General features: G+C 67.3%; 12 protein-coding genes. 3 read left to right on the top strand and 9 right to left on the bottom strand.

What is annotated here, in order from left to right:
- Positions 1 to 21: 21 nt before the first annotated feature.
- The 3 genes from ACYVJ8_RS02305 to ACYVJ8_RS02295 all read right to left on the bottom strand — a co-directional run bounded on the left by ACYVJ8_RS02305 (position 22) and on the right by ACYVJ8_RS02295 (position 5,029).
- The gene (locus tag ACYVJ8_RS02305; protein WP_460709279.1) at positions 22 to 3,018 is read right to left on the bottom strand and encodes a bifunctional diguanylate cyclase/phosphodiesterase; all 2,997 of its coding nucleotides are present in this window, start codon (positions 3,016 to 3,018) and stop codon (positions 22 to 24) included.
- 79 nt (positions 3,019 to 3,097) lie between these two features.
- Positions 3,098 to 4,792: an asparagine synthase B gene (gene asnB / locus ACYVJ8_RS02300; RefSeq protein ID WP_460709278.1), complete on the bottom strand. Its 1,695-nt coding sequence runs from the start codon at positions 4,790 to 4,792 to the stop codon at positions 3,098 to 3,100.
- Positions 4,793 to 4,891: 99 nt separating this feature from the next.
- Positions 4,892 to 5,029, bottom strand: coding sequence for a hypothetical protein (locus ACYVJ8_RS02295; protein ID WP_460709277.1), 138 nt, complete (start codon positions 5,027 to 5,029; stop codon positions 4,892 to 4,894).
- A gap of 112 nt (positions 5,030 to 5,141) precedes the next feature.
- Between ACYVJ8_RS02295 and ACYVJ8_RS02290 the strand changes: the two genes are divergently transcribed.
- Positions 5,142 to 7,508 carry a penicillin acylase family protein gene (locus ACYVJ8_RS02290; RefSeq protein WP_460709276.1) on the top strand — a complete coding sequence of 789 codons (2,367 nt, stop codon included), beginning with the start codon at positions 5,142 to 5,144 and terminating at the stop codon, positions 7,506 to 7,508.
- Between the two features lie 170 nt (positions 7,509 to 7,678).
- Here the strand turns inward: ACYVJ8_RS02290 and dapE are convergent, their stop codons facing one another.
- The 5 genes from dapE to map are packed head-to-tail and all read right to left on the bottom strand — an operon-like array spanning position 7,679 to position 13,456.
- Positions 7,679 to 8,806, bottom strand: a complete 1,128-nt coding sequence (dapE, locus tag ACYVJ8_RS02285; RefSeq protein ID WP_460709275.1) for a succinyl-diaminopimelate desuccinylase — start codon at positions 8,804 to 8,806, stop codon at positions 7,679 to 7,681.
- 10 nt (positions 8,807 to 8,816) lie between these two features.
- Positions 8,817 to 9,176: a Spx/MgsR family RNA polymerase-binding regulatory protein gene (locus tag ACYVJ8_RS02280; RefSeq protein WP_460709274.1), complete on the bottom strand. Its 360-nt coding sequence runs from the start codon at positions 9,174 to 9,176 to the stop codon at positions 8,817 to 8,819.
- A 4-nt stretch (positions 9,177 to 9,180) separates the two neighbouring features.
- Positions 9,181 to 10,092, bottom strand: coding sequence for a 2,3,4,5-tetrahydropyridine-2,6-dicarboxylate N-succinyltransferase (dapD, locus tag ACYVJ8_RS02275; RefSeq protein WP_460710998.1), 912 nt, complete (start codon positions 10,090 to 10,092; stop codon positions 9,181 to 9,183).
- Positions 10,068 to 12,683 (bottom strand): [protein-PII] uridylyltransferase, encoded by a 2,616-nt coding sequence (gene glnD / locus ACYVJ8_RS02270; RefSeq protein WP_460709273.1) that lies wholly within the window; start codon positions 12,681 to 12,683, stop codon positions 10,068 to 10,070. Before glnD ends, dapD begins: the two co-directional genes overlap by 25 nt.
- On the bottom strand, positions 12,680 to 13,456 hold the full coding sequence (gene map / locus ACYVJ8_RS02265; protein ID WP_460709272.1) for a type I methionyl aminopeptidase: 777 nt from the start codon (positions 13,454 to 13,456) through the stop codon (positions 12,680 to 12,682). Before map ends, glnD begins: the two co-directional genes overlap by 4 nt.
- A gap of 773 nt (positions 13,457 to 14,229) precedes the next feature.
- Between map and rpsB the strand changes: the two genes are divergently transcribed.
- Positions 14,230 to 15,030 carry a 30S ribosomal protein S2 gene (gene rpsB, locus ACYVJ8_RS02260; RefSeq protein ID WP_460709271.1) on the top strand — a complete coding sequence of 267 codons (801 nt, stop codon included), beginning with the start codon at positions 14,230 to 14,232 and terminating at the stop codon, positions 15,028 to 15,030.
- 140 nt (positions 15,031 to 15,170) lie between these two features.
- The gene (tsf, locus tag ACYVJ8_RS02255; RefSeq protein ID WP_460709270.1) at positions 15,171 to 16,049 is read left to right on the top strand and encodes a translation elongation factor Ts; all 879 of its coding nucleotides are present in this window, start codon (positions 15,171 to 15,173) and stop codon (positions 16,047 to 16,049) included.
- A gap of 102 nt (positions 16,050 to 16,151) precedes the next feature.
- Here tsf and ACYVJ8_RS02250 read toward each other — a convergent pair whose 3' ends face one another.
- Complete coding sequence (locus ACYVJ8_RS02250) at positions 16,152 to 16,844, bottom strand: AIM24 family protein (RefSeq protein ID WP_460709269.1); 693 nt, start codon at positions 16,842 to 16,844, stop codon at positions 16,152 to 16,154.
- Positions 16,845 to 16,854: the final 10 nt, after the last annotated feature.

Here is a 16,854-nt window from a genome sequence, read left to right as displayed (position 1 = left end):
ATCGCGGACCGGCCGTCCGCATCAGTGCGCGCGCTGCGCCGCCCATTCCGCCGCCGGGCGCGCGCGCGAGAACAGGAAGCCCTGCCCCAGCTCGCAACCCATTTCCAGCAGGCAGTCGCGCTGCTCGTCGGTCTCCACGCCCTCGGCGATCACGTCCATGCCCAGCGTGCGCGCCATCGCCAGCACAGCGCGCACCACCGCCGTGCTGCCGCCGCGTTCGTTTTGTTGCAATGCGCTCACGAACGAGCGGTCGATCTTGAGCGCCTGCAGTGGGAACCTGTGCAGATAACTCAGCGACGAGTAGCCGGTACCGAAGTCGTCCAGCGCCGCGACGACACCCGATTCGCGCAGCTCTTCGAGCGTGACGCGCACCTGCTCGGGATTGTCCAGCAGGGCGCCTTCGGTCACTTCGAGACGGATCCGATCGTGGGAGAGCCGGTAGGTATCGAACAGCTCCAGCATCTGCCCGGCCAGCGTCGGCGAGCGGAAGTGCCGCGGCGAAACGTTGAGGGTGACGTAGCTGTCGTCGTCGCCGAGCATGCCGATCTCGCGGCAGGCCTGCTCGAACAATTGCCAGTCGATCTGCTCGACACTGCCGTTCTCCTCCGCCACGTCCAGGAACTCGCCCGGCGCCACCAGGCCGCGGCGTGGATGCCGCCAGCGCAACAGCGCTTCGTAGCCCACGACATGACGATCGGATAGCCGCACGATCGGCTGGAAGTGCGGCTCGAATTCGTAGCGCTGGATGGCGCGGCGTAAGTCGTTCTCCAGCTCCAGCAGTTGCAATGCCTCGCGGTGCAGACGCTCGTCGAATATCTCGAAGCGTTGCCGGCCATGCGCCTTGGCCCGGTACATGGCGACGTCGGCGTCGCGCAGCAACTCTTCCGCACGACGGTAGCGCGAGTGACCCAGGGCGATCCCGACGCTCGCCGAGGTGAACAGCTCCTTGCCGTTGATATGCATCGGCTCGCTCAGCGCCTCGATGGCGCGTTGCGCGACATGGCAGGCCTCTTCCGGCAGGTTGACGTCCTCCAGCAGCACGGCGAACTCGTCACCGCCCAGCCGCGCGACGACGTCGAAGGGACGCACGCACGCGGCCAGCCGTGCGCCGGCCTCCTTCAGCATCTCGTCGCCGGCGAGATGCCCCACGCTGTCGTTGATCACCTTGAAGCGGTCCAGGTCCAGGAACAACACCGCGAATCGATGGTTCGGATTGCGCACCATGCGCGCCAGCGCGCGCTCCAGCGCCTCGTACAGGAAGCTGCGGTTGGGCAGCCCCGTGAGCGAGTCGTGCATGGTCTCGTGCATCAGTTGCTGCTCTGCACGCTCGCGCTCGCGGATCTGCTCGCGCAGTTCGCCCACGACCTTGGCCAGTTCGCGGGTGCGGTCCATCACCCGATGCTCGAGTTCGGACTGCGCCTGCTTGCGGTCCAGCGCGGTGAGGATGTGCTGGGCGACGTAAGCGAGCAGCGCGCGATCTTCCTCGCCGTAGCGTTCCGACGCGTCGTAGCTCTGCACCAGGACGGCGCCGCGGACGACGCCTTCGGACACCATCGGCACGCCGAGCACGTCTTCCGCCACCGCGCCGAAGAACACGCCTTCGGGAATGCCCAGTTGCCGGGTGACCTGCACCGGATGCCCCATCACCGCGCGGCCGCTGCGGATGACGCCGAGCGTGATCGTGCCCTGCATGTCCGGTTCGGCGATGTCGGCGCCGGTGTCGAGAATGCCGGGATCCTTCTCGTCCGCGTGGTAGATGACGCGCAGCGTTTCGCGCTCGGCATCGTGCAAGGCGATGATGAGGTTGCGCGCGTACATCAGCTCGGCGACCACCAGGTGGATGCGCCGGAGCATCTCGTTCATGTCGAGATCGGTGCTGGCCAGGTCGGCGATGCTGTAGAGCGCCGCCTGCAGCTTCTCGCCGCGCTGGCGCTCTTCGACTTCCGCCATCAGCGCGCGGGTGCGGTCCTCGACGCGGTTGTTGAGCTCTTCCTGCGCCTGCTTGCGCCGCAGCGCCGTAAGAATGTGCTGGGCGACGAAGCCAAGCTGGGCGCGATCGGCGTCGCTGTAGCGCACGGCGCGGTCGTAGCTCTGCACGACCATGGCGCCGCGCACCACGCCATCCGACATCATGGGCACGCCCAGCCAGTCGGCGCTGTCGGGGCCGAATTCGCCGGCCGGGCCCAGCCCGAACTGCTGCCGCAGTTGCACCGACGGCCCCATCGCCGGCAAGCCGCTGCGGATCACCGCGAGAGTGAGGCTGTCGCGCAGACGCGCGGCGGGAACCTCCTCGCCGACGGCCACGCCATGCATGCCCTTTTCATCGGCGACGTAGACGAAGCGCACGGCATCGCGCTCCGGCTCGTACACGGCGATCAGGAAGTTCGCCGCATACATCAGGCCGGCCACGACGGCGTGCGTGCGCCGCAGCATTTCCTTCATGTCGAGCTCGCTGCTGGCCAGGTCGGCGATCGAATACAGCGCCGTCTGCAGTTGCGCCGCCTTGCCCAGGCGGCCGGTCGCGTGGTGCGCGGCGACCAGTTCGACTTCGGCGCGCATGCGCGCGGCAAGCAGGGTCAGGAAATCGATCAGCCCTGCCGGCTCGCCGCCGGGCTGCGCGCAGGCCTCCGGCCATTCGCCCAGGAACACCGCCCGCGCGTAGTTCAACGGATAGGCGATGCGCATCCAGCCGGCGGCATTACCGTTGCCGACGATGCGGGTCTGGCCGGCGACGCTCGCCCGGCGCTCCAGGGCCTCGTCGATGAGCCGGGATTCCTCCAGCGACAAGGGCGTCGTCGGCCACTGGTGGCGGCGCAGCTTGCCTTCGGTCGTGGTGCCCGATACCCAGACCAGGCGCGCGTCGCGGCAGCCGAACGAGGTTTCGGCCAGGCGCAGCACGACGGCGTCGACCTCCCCCGGCCGGGTGGGCGGTTCCGGAATCGAGGCGCCCTCGAGCACGCGCACGGCCGGCGCTTCGGAACGTCCGAAACCATTCGGCGTGTGCACAGACCGGGCCATACGGAATATTCAACGCTGCAAGGCGCATCGAGCGGCCGTTCGGCGGAGGGCGCGCACGCACCGGGCGCGCCGCTCCGGCTCAGGCCAAGGCCGCCTGGTGCACGTCCACTACCGCGCGCCCCGACGGGTCCGCCATCTTCGCGAAGGCCGCATCCCAGGCGATCGCCGCCGGCGATGAGCAGGCGATGGATTTGCCGCCCGGCACCGTCTGCGCGCACGCCACGCCCGGGAAGAACTGCTCGAAGATGTGGCGATAAAGATACGCCTCCTTGCTCTGCGGCGGGTTGACCGGGAAGCGGCTGGCCGCGGCGGCGAACACGCGGTCACTGACCTGCGCTTGCGCGTGCGCCTTCAGCCCGTCGATCCAGCCGTAGCCGACGCCGTCGCTGAATTGCTCCTTCTGCCGCCACAGGATCGCGTCGGGCAGATAGCCCGCGAACGCTTCGCGCAGGATCGCCTTCTCGATCGGACGCGCGCTATCCGGACCGGGACGCGCCATCTTGAAGCGCGCGTCCATGCGCATGGCCACGTCGAGGAATTCGACGTCGAGGAAAGGCACGCGCGGCTCCACGCCCCAAGCCATCATCGACTTGTTGGCGCGCAGGCAGTCGTAGTTGTGCAGAGCGTCGAGCTTGCGCACGGTTTCTTCGTGGAACTCGCGGGCGTTCGGTGCCTTGTGGAAGTACAGGTAGCCGCCGAACACTTCGTCGCTGCCTTCGCCCGACAGCACCATCTTCACCCCCATCGCCTTGATCCGCCGCGCCAGCAAGAACATCGGCGTAGAGGCGCGGATGGTGGTGACGTCGTAGGTTTCGATATGGCGGATGACCTCCGGCAACGCGTCGAGCCCTTCCTCGAAGGTGTAGGTGAAGCCGTGATGCACGGTTCCCAGCGCCGCGGCCGCGACCTGCGCCGCGGCGAGGTCCGGCGAACCTTCCAGGCCGATGGCGAACGAATGCAATCGCGGCCACCACGCTTCGGCCTGGTCGTCTTCTTCGACACGACGGCGCGCGTAGCGCGCGGCGACGGCGGCGACCAGCGAGGAATCGAGCCCGCCCGACAGCAGCACGCCGTAGGGCACGTCCGACATCAGCTGGCGGTGCACGGCGCGCTCGAAGGCTTCGCGCAGCTCCTGCCTCGCGACTTCGATGTCCTGCGTTGCGGCATGGTCGCGCCAGGGCCGTGCGTAGTAGCGCACCAGTTCGCCGCGCGCGCTGTCGTAGTAGTGGCCCGGCGGGAATTGCGCCACATCGGCGCAGATATCCGCCAATGCCTTCATTTCCGATGCCACCCACAGCCGGCCGTCGTCATCGTGCCCCCAGTACAGCGGACACACGCCGATCGGATCGCGGGCGATCACGTAGCGCTGCCGTGCGCGGTCCCACAAGGCGAAGGCGAAGATTCCGTTCAACGCGTTCAACCAGGCGCCGATGTCGTCACTGTCGCGGTACAGGGCGCTGATTACTTCGCAGTCCGAGCCGGTCTGGAAGGCGTAGGGCGTGACCAGCTGACGTTCCAGTTCGCGGTGGTTGTAGATCTCGCCGTTGACGGCGAGGACCAGCTCGCCATCCGCCGAACGCAAAGGCTGCGAGCCGCCCGCGGGATCGACGATGGCCAGGCGTTCGTGGACCAGGATGGCGCCGTCGTCCTGATGCACACCGCTCCAGTCGGGGCCGCGGTGGCGCTGCCGTTGCGAGCGTTCGAGGGCGCTGCGGCGCAGGAGGTGGAAGTCGTCGCCGGCCTGCAGGCCGAAGATGCCGAGGATGGAACACATGGGGAGACTCCTGATGGGGTTCTGGTGCCGAAAACGACGAAGCCCGCGCTTGCGGCGCGGGCTTCGTGAGCGATCGGGGCGGTTATTTTCTAACGCGCGCTAATCGCCGGCCCGCGGGAGGCTGGCGTTATTGCGGTTGTTATTGATCTGCTGGGCGTTGACCTGGCGCGCCGGATAGGCCGAACGCACGCGGCCGCGATCGGCGGCGATGGGCATGCGGGCGGAAGCGGAGGTCATGGCCCGATCCTGCTTCACCGCGTCGCGACTTGCAAGCGAATGTTTCGCCTGCAACGACCACGCGCCTCTAGGCTAAGCTGCGGCGCGGAGCAGCCTACCTGCGGGAGCGCACATGCTGAAATGGACCACGCGGAAGTGGATCGGGCGCAGCCTGCTCGCCCTTTTGATCTTGCTCATCGTCCTGGCACTGACCGCGTGGTGGCTGCTGCGCGGCAGCCTGCCCCGGCTGGAAGGTGAACTGTCCCTCACGGGCCTGTCGGCGCCCGTCACCGTCCAGCGCGATTCGCTCGGGGTCGTCACCATCGAAGCGGCGAACGCGACCGACGCCATGCGTGCGCTGGGTTACGTGCACGCGCAGGAGCGCTACTTCGAAATGGATCTGCTGCGGCGCACCGCCGCGGGCGAGCTGGCCGAGCTGTTCGGGCCGATCGCCGTGGACGTCGACAAGGAACATCGCGTGCACCGCTTCCGTGCCCGCGTCGAAGCCGACCTGGACCAGATCGTCGGGACGCATCGCAGCCAGATGCAGGCCTACGTCGACGGCGTCAACGCCGGCGTGCGCGATCTCAAGGTCCGCCCGTGGCCCTACCTGTTGCTGCGCACGCAGCCCAAGCCGTGGAAGCTGAGCGATTCGCCGCTGGTCGCCTACGCGATGTACTTCGACCTGCAGGACGGCGGGAACGCGCGCGAGCTGGCGTTGTGGAAGATGCGTCCGCACATGCCGCCCGCGCTCTACACCCTGCTCACGCGCGACGGCAGCCGCTGGGATGCGCCGCTGACCGGGCCCGCGCGCGGCGATGCCGTGTTGCCGGGCGCGGACGAAGTCGACCTGCGCAAACTGCCGCATCCGCCGCAGGCCGGCGACGCCGAGCCCACGCCGCGCGTGATCGGCAGCAACAACTTCGCCGTGTCCGGACAGCTCACGCGCGACGGCCGCGCGATCGTCGCCGACGACATGCATCTGGGACTGCGCGCGCCGAATATCTGGTTCCGCGCGCAACTGCGCTATCGCGACGAGCACGCGCCGGGCGGCCGTGTCGACATCGGCGGCTTCACCCTGCCCGGCTTCCCCTTCACCGTGGTCGGCAGCAACGGACACGTGGCCTGGGCGTTCACCAACAGCTACGTCGATACGCTCGACTGGGCGGTGCAGGACATCTGCGGCGACACGCCGAAGCCGGCCTGCGTCCCGGCCACGCACCATCGCGAAAAGATCGCAGTCGCCGGTGCCGAGCCGGTCGATTTCGACATCGAGGAAACCGCGTGGGGCCCGGTCATGGCGCACGACGCGCGCGGCCGCGCCCTGGCGCTGCGCTGGGTCGCGCACGTACCCGGCTCGCTGAACCTCAACCTGGTCGACATGGCACGAGCGCGCGATCTGGCCAATGCCGTGGAAATCGCGCGGCGCTCGGCGATTCCCGCGCAGAACATGCTGATCGCCGACAGCCAGGGCGCGATCGGCTGGCGCTGGCTGGGACCGATCCCGATCCGCGCGGCCGCTTGCGACGCCACCCAGCCGATCGAAAACACGCAGTCGTGCCCGCCGTGGCCGATCAGCACGTCGCGCGCACCGCTGCTGGTGCCTACACAGGGCCGCTTGTGGACCGCGAACAACCGCGTCGTCGGCGATGAGGTCCTGCGTCTGGCCGGCGACGGCGGCAGCACGCTGGGTGCGCGCGCGAAGCAGATTCGCGACGACCTGTTCGCGAAACGGCAATGGAGCGAGCGCGATCTGCTGGCGGTGCAGCTCGACGATCGCGCGCTATTCCTGCGGCCATGGTGGCAACTGCTGCGCGAGGAAGCGGAACGCAGCCACCAACCTGCACTGCGCGAGCTCGCCGATGGCGCGGCGACGTGGCAGGGCCGGGCCAGCATCGACTCGGTGAGCTATCGCATCGTCCGCACCTGGCGCAAGGCGGTGACCGATCGCGTGCTCGACGGCCTGACCGGCCCCGCCCAGGCCGCGCTCGGCAAGGATTTCGTCATGCCGGGGCTGCAGGAGCAGGAAGGTTTCGTGTGGCCGCTGGTGACGCAACGCCCCGCGCATCTGCTGTCGCCGCGCTACCCGGATTGGGACGCGCTATTCGAAGACGCGGCACGCCAAGTGCGCGATCAACTGGCCGAGCAAGGCCCGCTGAGCGCGCGCACCTGGGGCGAACAGAACACCGCGAAGATCTGCCATCCGCTCGCGCGCGCGCTGCCGGGTTTTGTGCGCGGCACGTTGTGCATGCCGTTCGAGCCGCTGCCGGGCGACGTTGCGATGCCGCGCGTGCAGGCGCCCGACTTCGGCGCCTCCGAACGCATGGTGGTGGCGCCGGGTCACGAGGCCGACGGCATCATCCATATGCCTGGCGGACAGAGCGGACATCCGCTGTCGCCGTTCTGGGGCGCGGGGCATGAGGATTGGGTGCACGGGCGGGCGACGCCGTTCTTGCCGGGGGCGGCGAGGTATACGCTGCAAATCCGGCCGGCGAAGTGAGGCATCGGCTGACAAATTTCGACGCGGCGTGACGTCCCCTCACCCTGCGTCGCTCCGCGACGCTGTCCCTCTCCCCGCAAGCGGGGCGAGGGGTTGCTACTCCTTCTCCTCGCGTAGCGGGGAGAAGGTGCCTCGCAGGGGCGGATGAGGGGCGCTTTTGCTCTACGGGTTTACGCCAACATCCGCGCAATCAACTCCAGATACAGATCCGGCAACACCTCCAGATCCGCCACCGCCACATGCTCATCCACCTTGTGGATGCTCGCGTTGACCGGCCCGATCTCGATGCACTGCGCACCCAATGGCGCGATGAAGCGCGCATCCGACGTGCCGCCGCCGGTGCTTTCTTCCGGCGCCTCGCCGCTGAACTTCGCCAGCACGTCGCGTGCGTTCGCTCGCAACAGCCCTTCCGGCGTATGGAACGGTTCGCCGCCGCGATGCCAGTGCACGTCGTACTCCAGCCCATGCGCGCGCAGCACCGCCTCGCATTCCTGCTCCAGTTGCGCGGCACGCCAGTTCGGGTTGAAGCGCAGGTTGAACAGCACGCGCAGCTCGCCGGGAATGACGTTGTTGGCGCCGGTGCCGGCGTTGATGTTGCTGATCTGCAGGCTGGTGGGCGGGAACGTCTCGTAGCCGTCGTCCCAGCGCTGCGATGCGAGTTCGGTGAGCGCGGGCATCGCCTGATGGATCGGGTTGCGCGCCTTTTCCGGATAGGCGACGTGGCCCTGGATGCCGCGCACGGTCAACGTTGCCGACAGCGTGCCGCGACGGCCGACGCGCAGCAGGTCGCCGAGCTTGCGCGTCGACGAGGGTTCGCCGGTCACGCACCAGTCGATGCGTTCGCCGCGCTCGCGGAAGAGGTCGGCGACCTTGCGGACGCCATCGATCGCATCGCCCTCCTCGTCCGAAGTCAGCAGCAGGCCGACACGGCCGCGATGCTCCGGGTGCGTGGCGACGAAACGCTCCAGTGCGATCACGAAAGCCGCGACGCTGCCCTTCATGTCCGCGGCACCACGGCCGTACAGCAGACCATCGCGCACTTCCGGCACGAAGGGGTCACTCGCCCAGGCCTCGCGCGGGCCCGGCGGCACGACGTCGGTATGGCCGAGCAGCACCAGCGTCGGCGCGCCTTCGCCGTGCGTCGCCCACAGATTGTCGACGTCGCCGAAGCGCAGGTGCTCGCAGCGGAAACCCGCACGTTGCAGACGCTCGGCGATGAGTTGCTGGCAGCCGGCGTCGTCGGTGGTGATCGACGGCCGGGTGATGAGTTCCTTGGTGAGATTGACGACTTCGCTCATTCCGCCGCGCTCACTTGCCGATGCCGAAACGCAGCTTGAAGGCGTTGTCGCTGAAGCCCTGCGTGACCGCACCGTCGTCGGTGACCACGACCGGGCGGCGGATCAGCTGCGGGTATTCCTTGAGCAGCAGTTTCCACTCCGCGTCCGAACCAGGCGTCCTGCGGTTCTCCGGCAACGTGCGCCAGGTGGTGGAGGATTTGTTGATCATCGCGTCCCAGCCGCCGAGCTTGTCCCTCCACGCGAACAGCGTCTCCGGTGACTGCCGGTCGTCGCGGTAATCGACGAAGCTATGCGCGATGCCGAAGCGGTCGAGCCACTTGCGCGCCTTCTTGCAGGTGTCGCAGTTGTTGAGGCCGTAGAGGGTCGTCATGCGGTTACTCGGCCAGACCACGCAGCAAATCGTTGATCGAGGTCTTCGAACGCGTCTTCGCATCCACCTGCTTGACGATCACCGCGCAGTACAGCGAGTGCGAGCCATCTTTCGCCGGAAGCTGGCCGGACACCACGACGCTGTACGGGGGCACCGAGCCGTAGGTGATTTCGCCGGTCATGCGGTTGTAAACGCGCGTGCTCTGGCCGAGGAACACGCCCATGCCGATCACGCTGTGGTGGCCGACGACAAAACCTTCCACCACTTCCGAACGCGCGCCGATGAAGCAGTGATCCTCGATGATCGTCGGGGACGCCTGCAGCGGTTCCAGCACGCCGCCGATGCCGGCGCCGCCGGACAGATGGCAGTGCTTGCCGACCTGCGCGCACGAACCCACCGTCGCCCAGGTGTCGACCATCGTGCCCTCGCCGACATGGGCGCCGATGTTGACGAAGCTCGGCATCAGCACCACGTCCTTGCCGATATGCGCGCCGCGGCGGGCGATCGCCCCCGGCACCACGCGTGCGCCGAGCTTGCGGAAGTCGCTCTCGTGATAGCCGGCGAAGCGTGCGGGGACCTTGTCCCAGAACGGCGCCGGCTGCGCGTCGACCAGTTGCATCTCGTTGACGCGGAAATACAGCAGCACGGCCTTCTTCAGCCATTCGTTGACCTTCCAGCCGCCCTTGCCGTCGGGTTCGGCGACGCGGAACTCGCCCTTCTCCAGGCCTTCGATCACGCGCTCCACGGTCGGGCGCGTGGAGCCGTCGATCTCGTCGATCGTCAGCATCGTGCGGCGCTCGAAGGCGCTCTCGACCATGAACTTCAGTTCGTCCACCCCCGGCCCCTTCGGCGTGGTCTTCTTCGCGACCTTGCGGGCCGGCTTCGTTGACGTCATTGCTTTTCTCCATCGAGGCAGGCGAGCAGCGCGGTGCGCAGTGCCTGCTGTTGCGTTTCGTCCAGCGGTTGGTCGCGCTGGTCGGTGATCTGGAACACGTCCTCGGCGCGCTCGCCGAAGGTGGCGATGCGCGCATCGTGCACGCGCAGCTGCTGCTGGCGCAGCACCTGGGCGACATCGGCAAGCAGGCCGGGGCGGTCGTTGCAGACCAGGCTGAGCATGGTGCGGCCCGCCTTGCCGCCGGCGACGTCGCCGAAACCGATCTGCGCCGCGATGCGGAAATGGCGCAGATGGCGCGGCTGCGTGCGTCGCGTCGGACGGATGCAATCGAGCGACCCGGCGAGCGCCTGCGCGAGCCGTCGCTCGACGTCTTCCGCCATCGCCGTGTGGCGCAGATCGCTCGGCACGACTTCGAAGCTGTCGAAAACCATGCCATGCGGGCCATCGAGTACACGCGCCTGCTGAATGGCGAGGCCAGCGCGATCGAGCGTCGCCACGATCGCGGCGAACAGACCGTCGCGATCGGGCGAATGCACGAACACTTCCAGCGCGCCCTCGTCGCCACTTACCGGGCGCGCGCGCACGCAGCCTTCGCCGACGGCGACTTCGCGCAGCGACGCGGCTTGCCAGGCGATCTGGTCGGGACGGCTACGTTCGAACCCGACCTGCGGCATGCGCGCGAACAGCGCGTCGACGTCCGCGTCGCTGCTGCCGAAGGCGGTCAGCGTGGCCCGCGCCTCGGCCCGGGTTTCTTCGCGGCGTTCGTCGGCGGCGACCGGGTTTTCCAGGCCGCGGCGCAAGGCCAGGCGCGTCGCCGTGTACAGATCGGCCAGCAGCCGGTCCTTCCACGCGTTCCACAGCTTCGGCGAGGTACCGGCGATGTCGGCGCAGGTGAGCAGATACAGATGATCGAGCCGCTCACGGTCCGCCACCCGCGTGGCGAAACGATGGATCACCTCCGGATCGGCGATGTCCTGCTTCTGCGCCGTCACCGACATCAACAGATGCTGGCGCACCAGCCATTCGACCAGGGCGGTGTCGCCTTCGGATAGTTCATGCGCTGCGCAGAATTCGCGCGCATCGACGGCGCCCAGTTCGGAGTGATCGCCGCCGCGGCCCTTGGCGATATCGTGGAAGAGGCCCGCAAGCAGCAACAGTTCCGGTTTGCGCAGACGCGGCCAGACCTGGTGCGCGAGGCCGAAGCGTTCGTCCTGTGCGGCTGAAGCGAACGAGGCGATGTTCTGCAGCACCGCCAGCGTGTGCTGATCGACCGTGAACACATGGAACAGATCGAACTGCATGCGCCCGGTGACCTGGAAGAACGCCGGTATCCAACGTCCGAGCACGCCCAGGCGCGCCATTCGCGAAACCGTGGCCACCGCGTTCGGCCCACGCAGCAGGCGCATGAACCGCTGACGCAATTCCGGTGCGGCATCGAAGAACGGCGGGATGCGGCCCAGCGCTTCCGCCAGCGCACGCGCCGTCTGCGAATGCAGGCCGCGCACGTCCGCGTTGCCCGCCCAGGCCGCGAACAGCAGGAACAGCTCGTCCATGTCGCGCGGCCACTGCGCATCGCGCGCGGCGAGATAACCGCGACGCAACTCGAACAGGTCATCGAGCGGTTGCGGTTCGCCCTCGCCCTCCAACTGCTCCTCGAAGCGTTGCAACAACCGGTCGCCGATGCGCAGGATGCGCGCGGCGGCGCGGTAGAACTCCTGCATCATCTGCTCGACCGCGAGATTGTCCGCGTTGTCGACGTGGCCCAGGCGCGCGGCCAGCAGCTTCTGGTAGTCGAAGCGCAAGCGTTCTTCGCGCTTGCCGGCGACCAGATGCAGGCCGAAGCGAAGTCGCGAAAGCACGCGGCGCTCGCGCTCCAGCGTGGCGAACTCGTCGGTGCCGAGCTGGCCGATCGCCATCAGCGAATCCGGATCCCAGGTGCCGATGATGCGCAGCGCGACCCAGCGCAGGGTGTGCAGATCGCGCAGGCCGCCTGGGCCTTCCTTGATGTTCGGTTCCAGGTTGTCGGCGGTGTCGCCGAAGCGGGCATGGCGTGCGCGCTGTTCCTCGCGCTTGGCGGAGAAGTAGTCGCGCGCCGGCCAGATCAGGTTGGGCGAGACGGCGTGGGCCAGTTGCGAAGCGGCATCGAGATCCGCGGCGAGCATGCGCGCTTCGAGCAGCGCGGTGAGCACGGTGATGTCGTCGAGCGCCGCGCGCGTGCATTCCTCGGCCGAGCGCACGGCATGGCCGACCGGCAGGCCGGCGTCCCACAGCAAGGTGAAGAAGCGCGCCAGCGCGTCCGCGTGCGCGGCCTGCGCCTGCGCATCGCCGAACACCAGCAGGTCGATGTCGGACTGCGGGAACAGCTCACCGCGTCCGTAACCGCCCACGGCGAACAACGACAGCGCCGCATCCTGCGGCAGGCAGTGAGACCAGGCTTCGCGCACGACCGCGTCGACCTTCTGCGCGCGCGCGGCGAGCAGACGGTCGATGTCGCCGTTATCGTCGAAGCGCGCGGCCAGGGCGGCATCGCTTTCGGCGATCGCGCTACGCGTCGCCGCAGCCCATTGCGCGTCGGCGACCGGATCGATCTGGGCGGCCGCCGGCGTGCTCACAGGTCGTTGTCGTCGCCTGGCAGCCGCGTAAGGATCTCGACGCCGGTGTCGGTCACGGCAACCGTGTGCTCCCACTGCGCGGACAACTTGCGGTCCTTGGTCACGACGGTCCAGCCATCCGGCAGCAGCTTGGTGTGGCGCTGGCCTTCGTTGATCATCGGTTCGATGGTGAAGGTCATGCCGGGCTTCAGCACCAGGCCTTCGCCCGGGCGGCCGTAGTGCAGCACCTGCGGGTCTTCGTGATAGACCTTGCCGATGCCGTGGCCGCAGTACTCGCGCACTACGCTGAAGCGCTCGCCTTCGGCATAGTGCTGAATGGCGTAGCCGATGTCGCCGAGCGTGGTGCCCGGCTTGACGGTGCGGATGCCGCGGAACATGGCCTCGCGGGTCACGTCGATCAGGCGCTTGGCCATCACCGACGGGGTGCCGGCGATGTACATGCGGCTGGTGTCGCCGTGCCAGCCGTCCTTGATGACGGTGACATCGATATTGATGATGTCGCCGTCCTTGAGGACTTTGGCTTCGCTCGGGATGCCGTGGCAGATGACGTTGTTGACCGAGGTGCAGATGGTCGCCGGGAACCCCTTGTAGCCGACGTTGGCCGGGATGGCGTTCTGGACCTTGACGATGTGGTCATGGCAGACGCGGTCCAGCTCGGCCGTGGTCACGCCGGGCTTCACGTAGGGGGCGACGACCTGCAGCACTTCGGCGGCCAGGCGGCCGGCGACGCGCATCTTCTCGATCTCGTCCGGGGTCTTGATGGTGATAGGCATGCGCGAATTATCGCCCATGTAGGGCGGTCCTTGGTTTGCTGGCCGCAGAACGAAGCGGCATGAACCGGCGTTAGGCCTTTGGAGCTCTGCTTCGGAGGGACGCGCTACCCGCCGGGATGGGGGTGGCTCCGACCCTCCGGACGGCAGTCCTGCCTTTAGTCGGGCCGCGGACCATCCATGGTCCGCTCTCCGCCACCCCCATCCCGGCGGGCAGCGCTAACCGCGAGCGTGACGTTCGCCGCTTCGGCCAGGCGCTCTTCTTCTCCCCGCGTGCGGGGAGAAGATGCCCGAAGGGCAGATGAGGGGGCGAGCGCAGCGAGTTGCCTTTGCTTCTTAGTAGAAGCGCCCGCGATGTGTGGGGGCAGGCGGCGCTGGTGGGTAGGCGCGACTGTCAGCGGCATGGATGCCGCTGACAAGCCTCCATGGACGGATTCACGGCGTGTCGCGCCTGCCCACCGGCGCCGACTGCCCGCCCGGTGAACGGGCCTTTGCTCGAGCCTTCCCCCAGACCCAAGGCCCAGCCCACGAGGTTGCCCCAACCCGCCCACTCCGGCATAATCCCGCGGCTCTGCGGCCAGTCCGCAGGCCGCTACGCCCGCGACAGAGGCGAATTCACACCCGCTGCCACAGCCCGTGCCGGGGTGTCCTTGGGGTCTTCGGACCGCAAGGATCTGGACACGGAGCAGCGGGGAGGCCCAACCCCGGAACCGTTGCCTTCAATGGCAAGCCGCATCCATTCCAATCGCGGCCCGGTTCTCTATCGGAGTATTGCAATGCCCCAGATCACCATGCGCCAGATGCTGGAAGCCGGCGTCCATTTCGGCCACCAGACCCGCTACTGGAACCCCAAGATGGGTCCGTACATCTTCGGTGCCCGCGGCAAGATCCACATCATCAACCTCGAGAAGACCGTTCCGCTGTTCAACGACGCGATGAACTTCATCTCGGGCGTCGCTCAGAAGCGCGGCGTCATCCTGTTCGTCGGCACCAAGCGCTCCGCGCGCGACGCGATCAAGGAAGAAGCCGAGCGTTGCGGCCAGCCGTTCATGACCCAGCGCTGGCTGGGCGGCACCCTGACCAACTTCGCCACCGTGAAGAAGTCGGTCGCCCGCCTGAAGGAACTGGAAGCCGCTGAAACCGACGGCACCTTCCAGAAGCTGGTCAAGCACGAAGTGCTGACCCTGCGCCGCGAGCGCGAAAAGCTGGAAGCCTCGCTGGGCGGCATCAAGGAAATGAACCGCCTGCCCGACGCCCTGTTCGTGATCGACGTCGGCCATGAAGACATCGCCATCAAGGAAGCCAAGAAGCTCGGCATCCCGGTGATCGCGGTCGTCGACACCAACTACGATCCGGAACTGGTCGACTACGCCATCCCGGGCAACGACGACGCCATCCGCGCCGTGCAGCTGTACGCCCGCGCCGCCGCCGACTCCGTGCTGGAAGGCAAGGCCGCCGCTCCGCAGGCCGCTTCGGTCCGCGAAGAAGAGTTCGTCGAAGCCGCCGAAGGCGAAGACAAGGGCGCCCGCCGCGCCCCGGCCAAGAAAGCCGGCAAGAAGGCCGAAGCTGCCGAGTAAGACGCACGTAATGCGGCCGCGCCATGCTGCGCGGCTGCATTGCGCAGTGTGTTTGTGCAGGCCGCTTCCTGCACGCGCCATTCCGGCGGGCCTGCTGGCCAAAAGCAGAGCCCGCCCTACAAATCTTTTGAGGTAACCCCATGGCAGAAATCACCGCTTCCCTGGTCAAGGAACTGCGCGAGCGCACCGGCGCCGGCATGATGGAGTGCAAGAAGGCGCTCACCGAGAACAACGGCGATATCGACGCCGCCGCCGAATGGCTGCGCAAGTCGGGCCTCGCCAAGGCCGACAAGAAGGCCAGCCGCGTCGCCGCCGAAGGCCGCGTGGCCGTCGCCCAGAACGGCGGCAAGGCCGTGCTGGTCGAGATCAACTCCGAAACCGACTTCGTCGCGAAGGACGGCAACTTCATCGCGTTCACCGACGCCGTCGCACAGGCCGCCCTGTCCGCCGGCGCCAAGGACATCGACGCGGTGAAGGCCGCCAAGCTGCCGTCGGGCGAAACCGTCGAGGAAGCCCGCGCCGCCGCCATCGCCAAGCTCGGCGAGAACATCCAGGTCCGCCGCGTCGTCACCGTCGACACCGCCAACAACGTCGCTGCCTACGTGCACGGCGGCAAGATCGGCGTGCTGGTCGAGCTCAAGGGCGGCGACGCCGAACTGGCTCGCGGCATCGCGATGCACGTCGCCGCGATGAACCCGCCGTACAACAAGGCCGCCGATGTGCCGGCCGAGTTCGTGGCGAAGGAAAAGGAAATCGAACTGGCTAAGATGTCCGAGAAGGACAAGCAGAAGCCGGCCGAGATCCTCGAGAAGATCATCAGCGGCAAGATCGCCAAGATCGTCAACGAAGTCACCCTGTACGGCCAGCCGTACGTGCTGAACTCCGACCAGAGCGTCGAGCAGGCGGTGAAGGCCGCCGGCGCCGACGTGATCGGCTTCCAGCGCCTGGTGGTCGGCGAAGGCATCGAGAAGGTCCAGGAGGATTACCTGGCCGAAGTGCAGAAGGCGATGCAGGTCTAAGCGACCGCGTTTTCGCTTCGACAAAAAACCCGCGAGAAATCGCGGGTTTTTTCTTGTTGCCATTTTTTTCGGGCAATGGGTTTTCGTACCCGGATCGCGCACTCAACCGTTCTGCTGGAAGTAAACCTCTTCATACGGCTGCACGACCACCCAGCCCTGGCCCGAGAACTTCAGCTGGATGCTCTCTCCCGAGCCGCGCCCGAACAGCGTGCCCAGCGAAATGTCGGTGACGATGTCCGGAGTTAGCGTGCCGGACCAGGCCACGGTCGCGTTGGGGTCCGTGAACACGGGTTGGTCCGGCGTCACCGCCAGCGTCAGCGGTTCGTAGTGCGAAGTGATCGCGACCACGCCATTTCCCGCCAGACGCATATTGAACAGTCCGCCCGACATCATGCCGGACACCTTGCGCATCATCTTGATGTCGGACTGGATGCCGTCCTCGTAGGCCAGTACATCGTTGCCGTTGACACAGATCGCTTCGCCGCCCAGGCGCAGCAGCGTGATCTTCTTGCCCGCATCGGCGATATAGACGCGGCCGTTGCCCTCCACCTTCATCATCTGCGTGCCTTCACCGCTGACGGCCTTCTTCAGCAGATTGCCCAGGCCCTGCTCCAGCAAGCCCTGGCGAGTGAACTTGACCCCGCCGAGGTAGGCCACCATCGAGCCCGCCTTGGCCCAGATCCGGCCATTCAACTTGACCTCGAGCAGATGCGAGCTTTCCAGCTCGAACGTCTCGGGACTGAGGTCCTTCTGCTTCGACTGCTCCACAAACTCGCTCAAATTCGTTATCGCCACTTCGACACCT

Source organism: Lysobacter terrae, assembly GCF_054782215.1.
The sequence above is the reverse complement of the archived record's forward strand: the minus strand, read 5'-3'. Positions and strand labels throughout refer to the sequence as shown.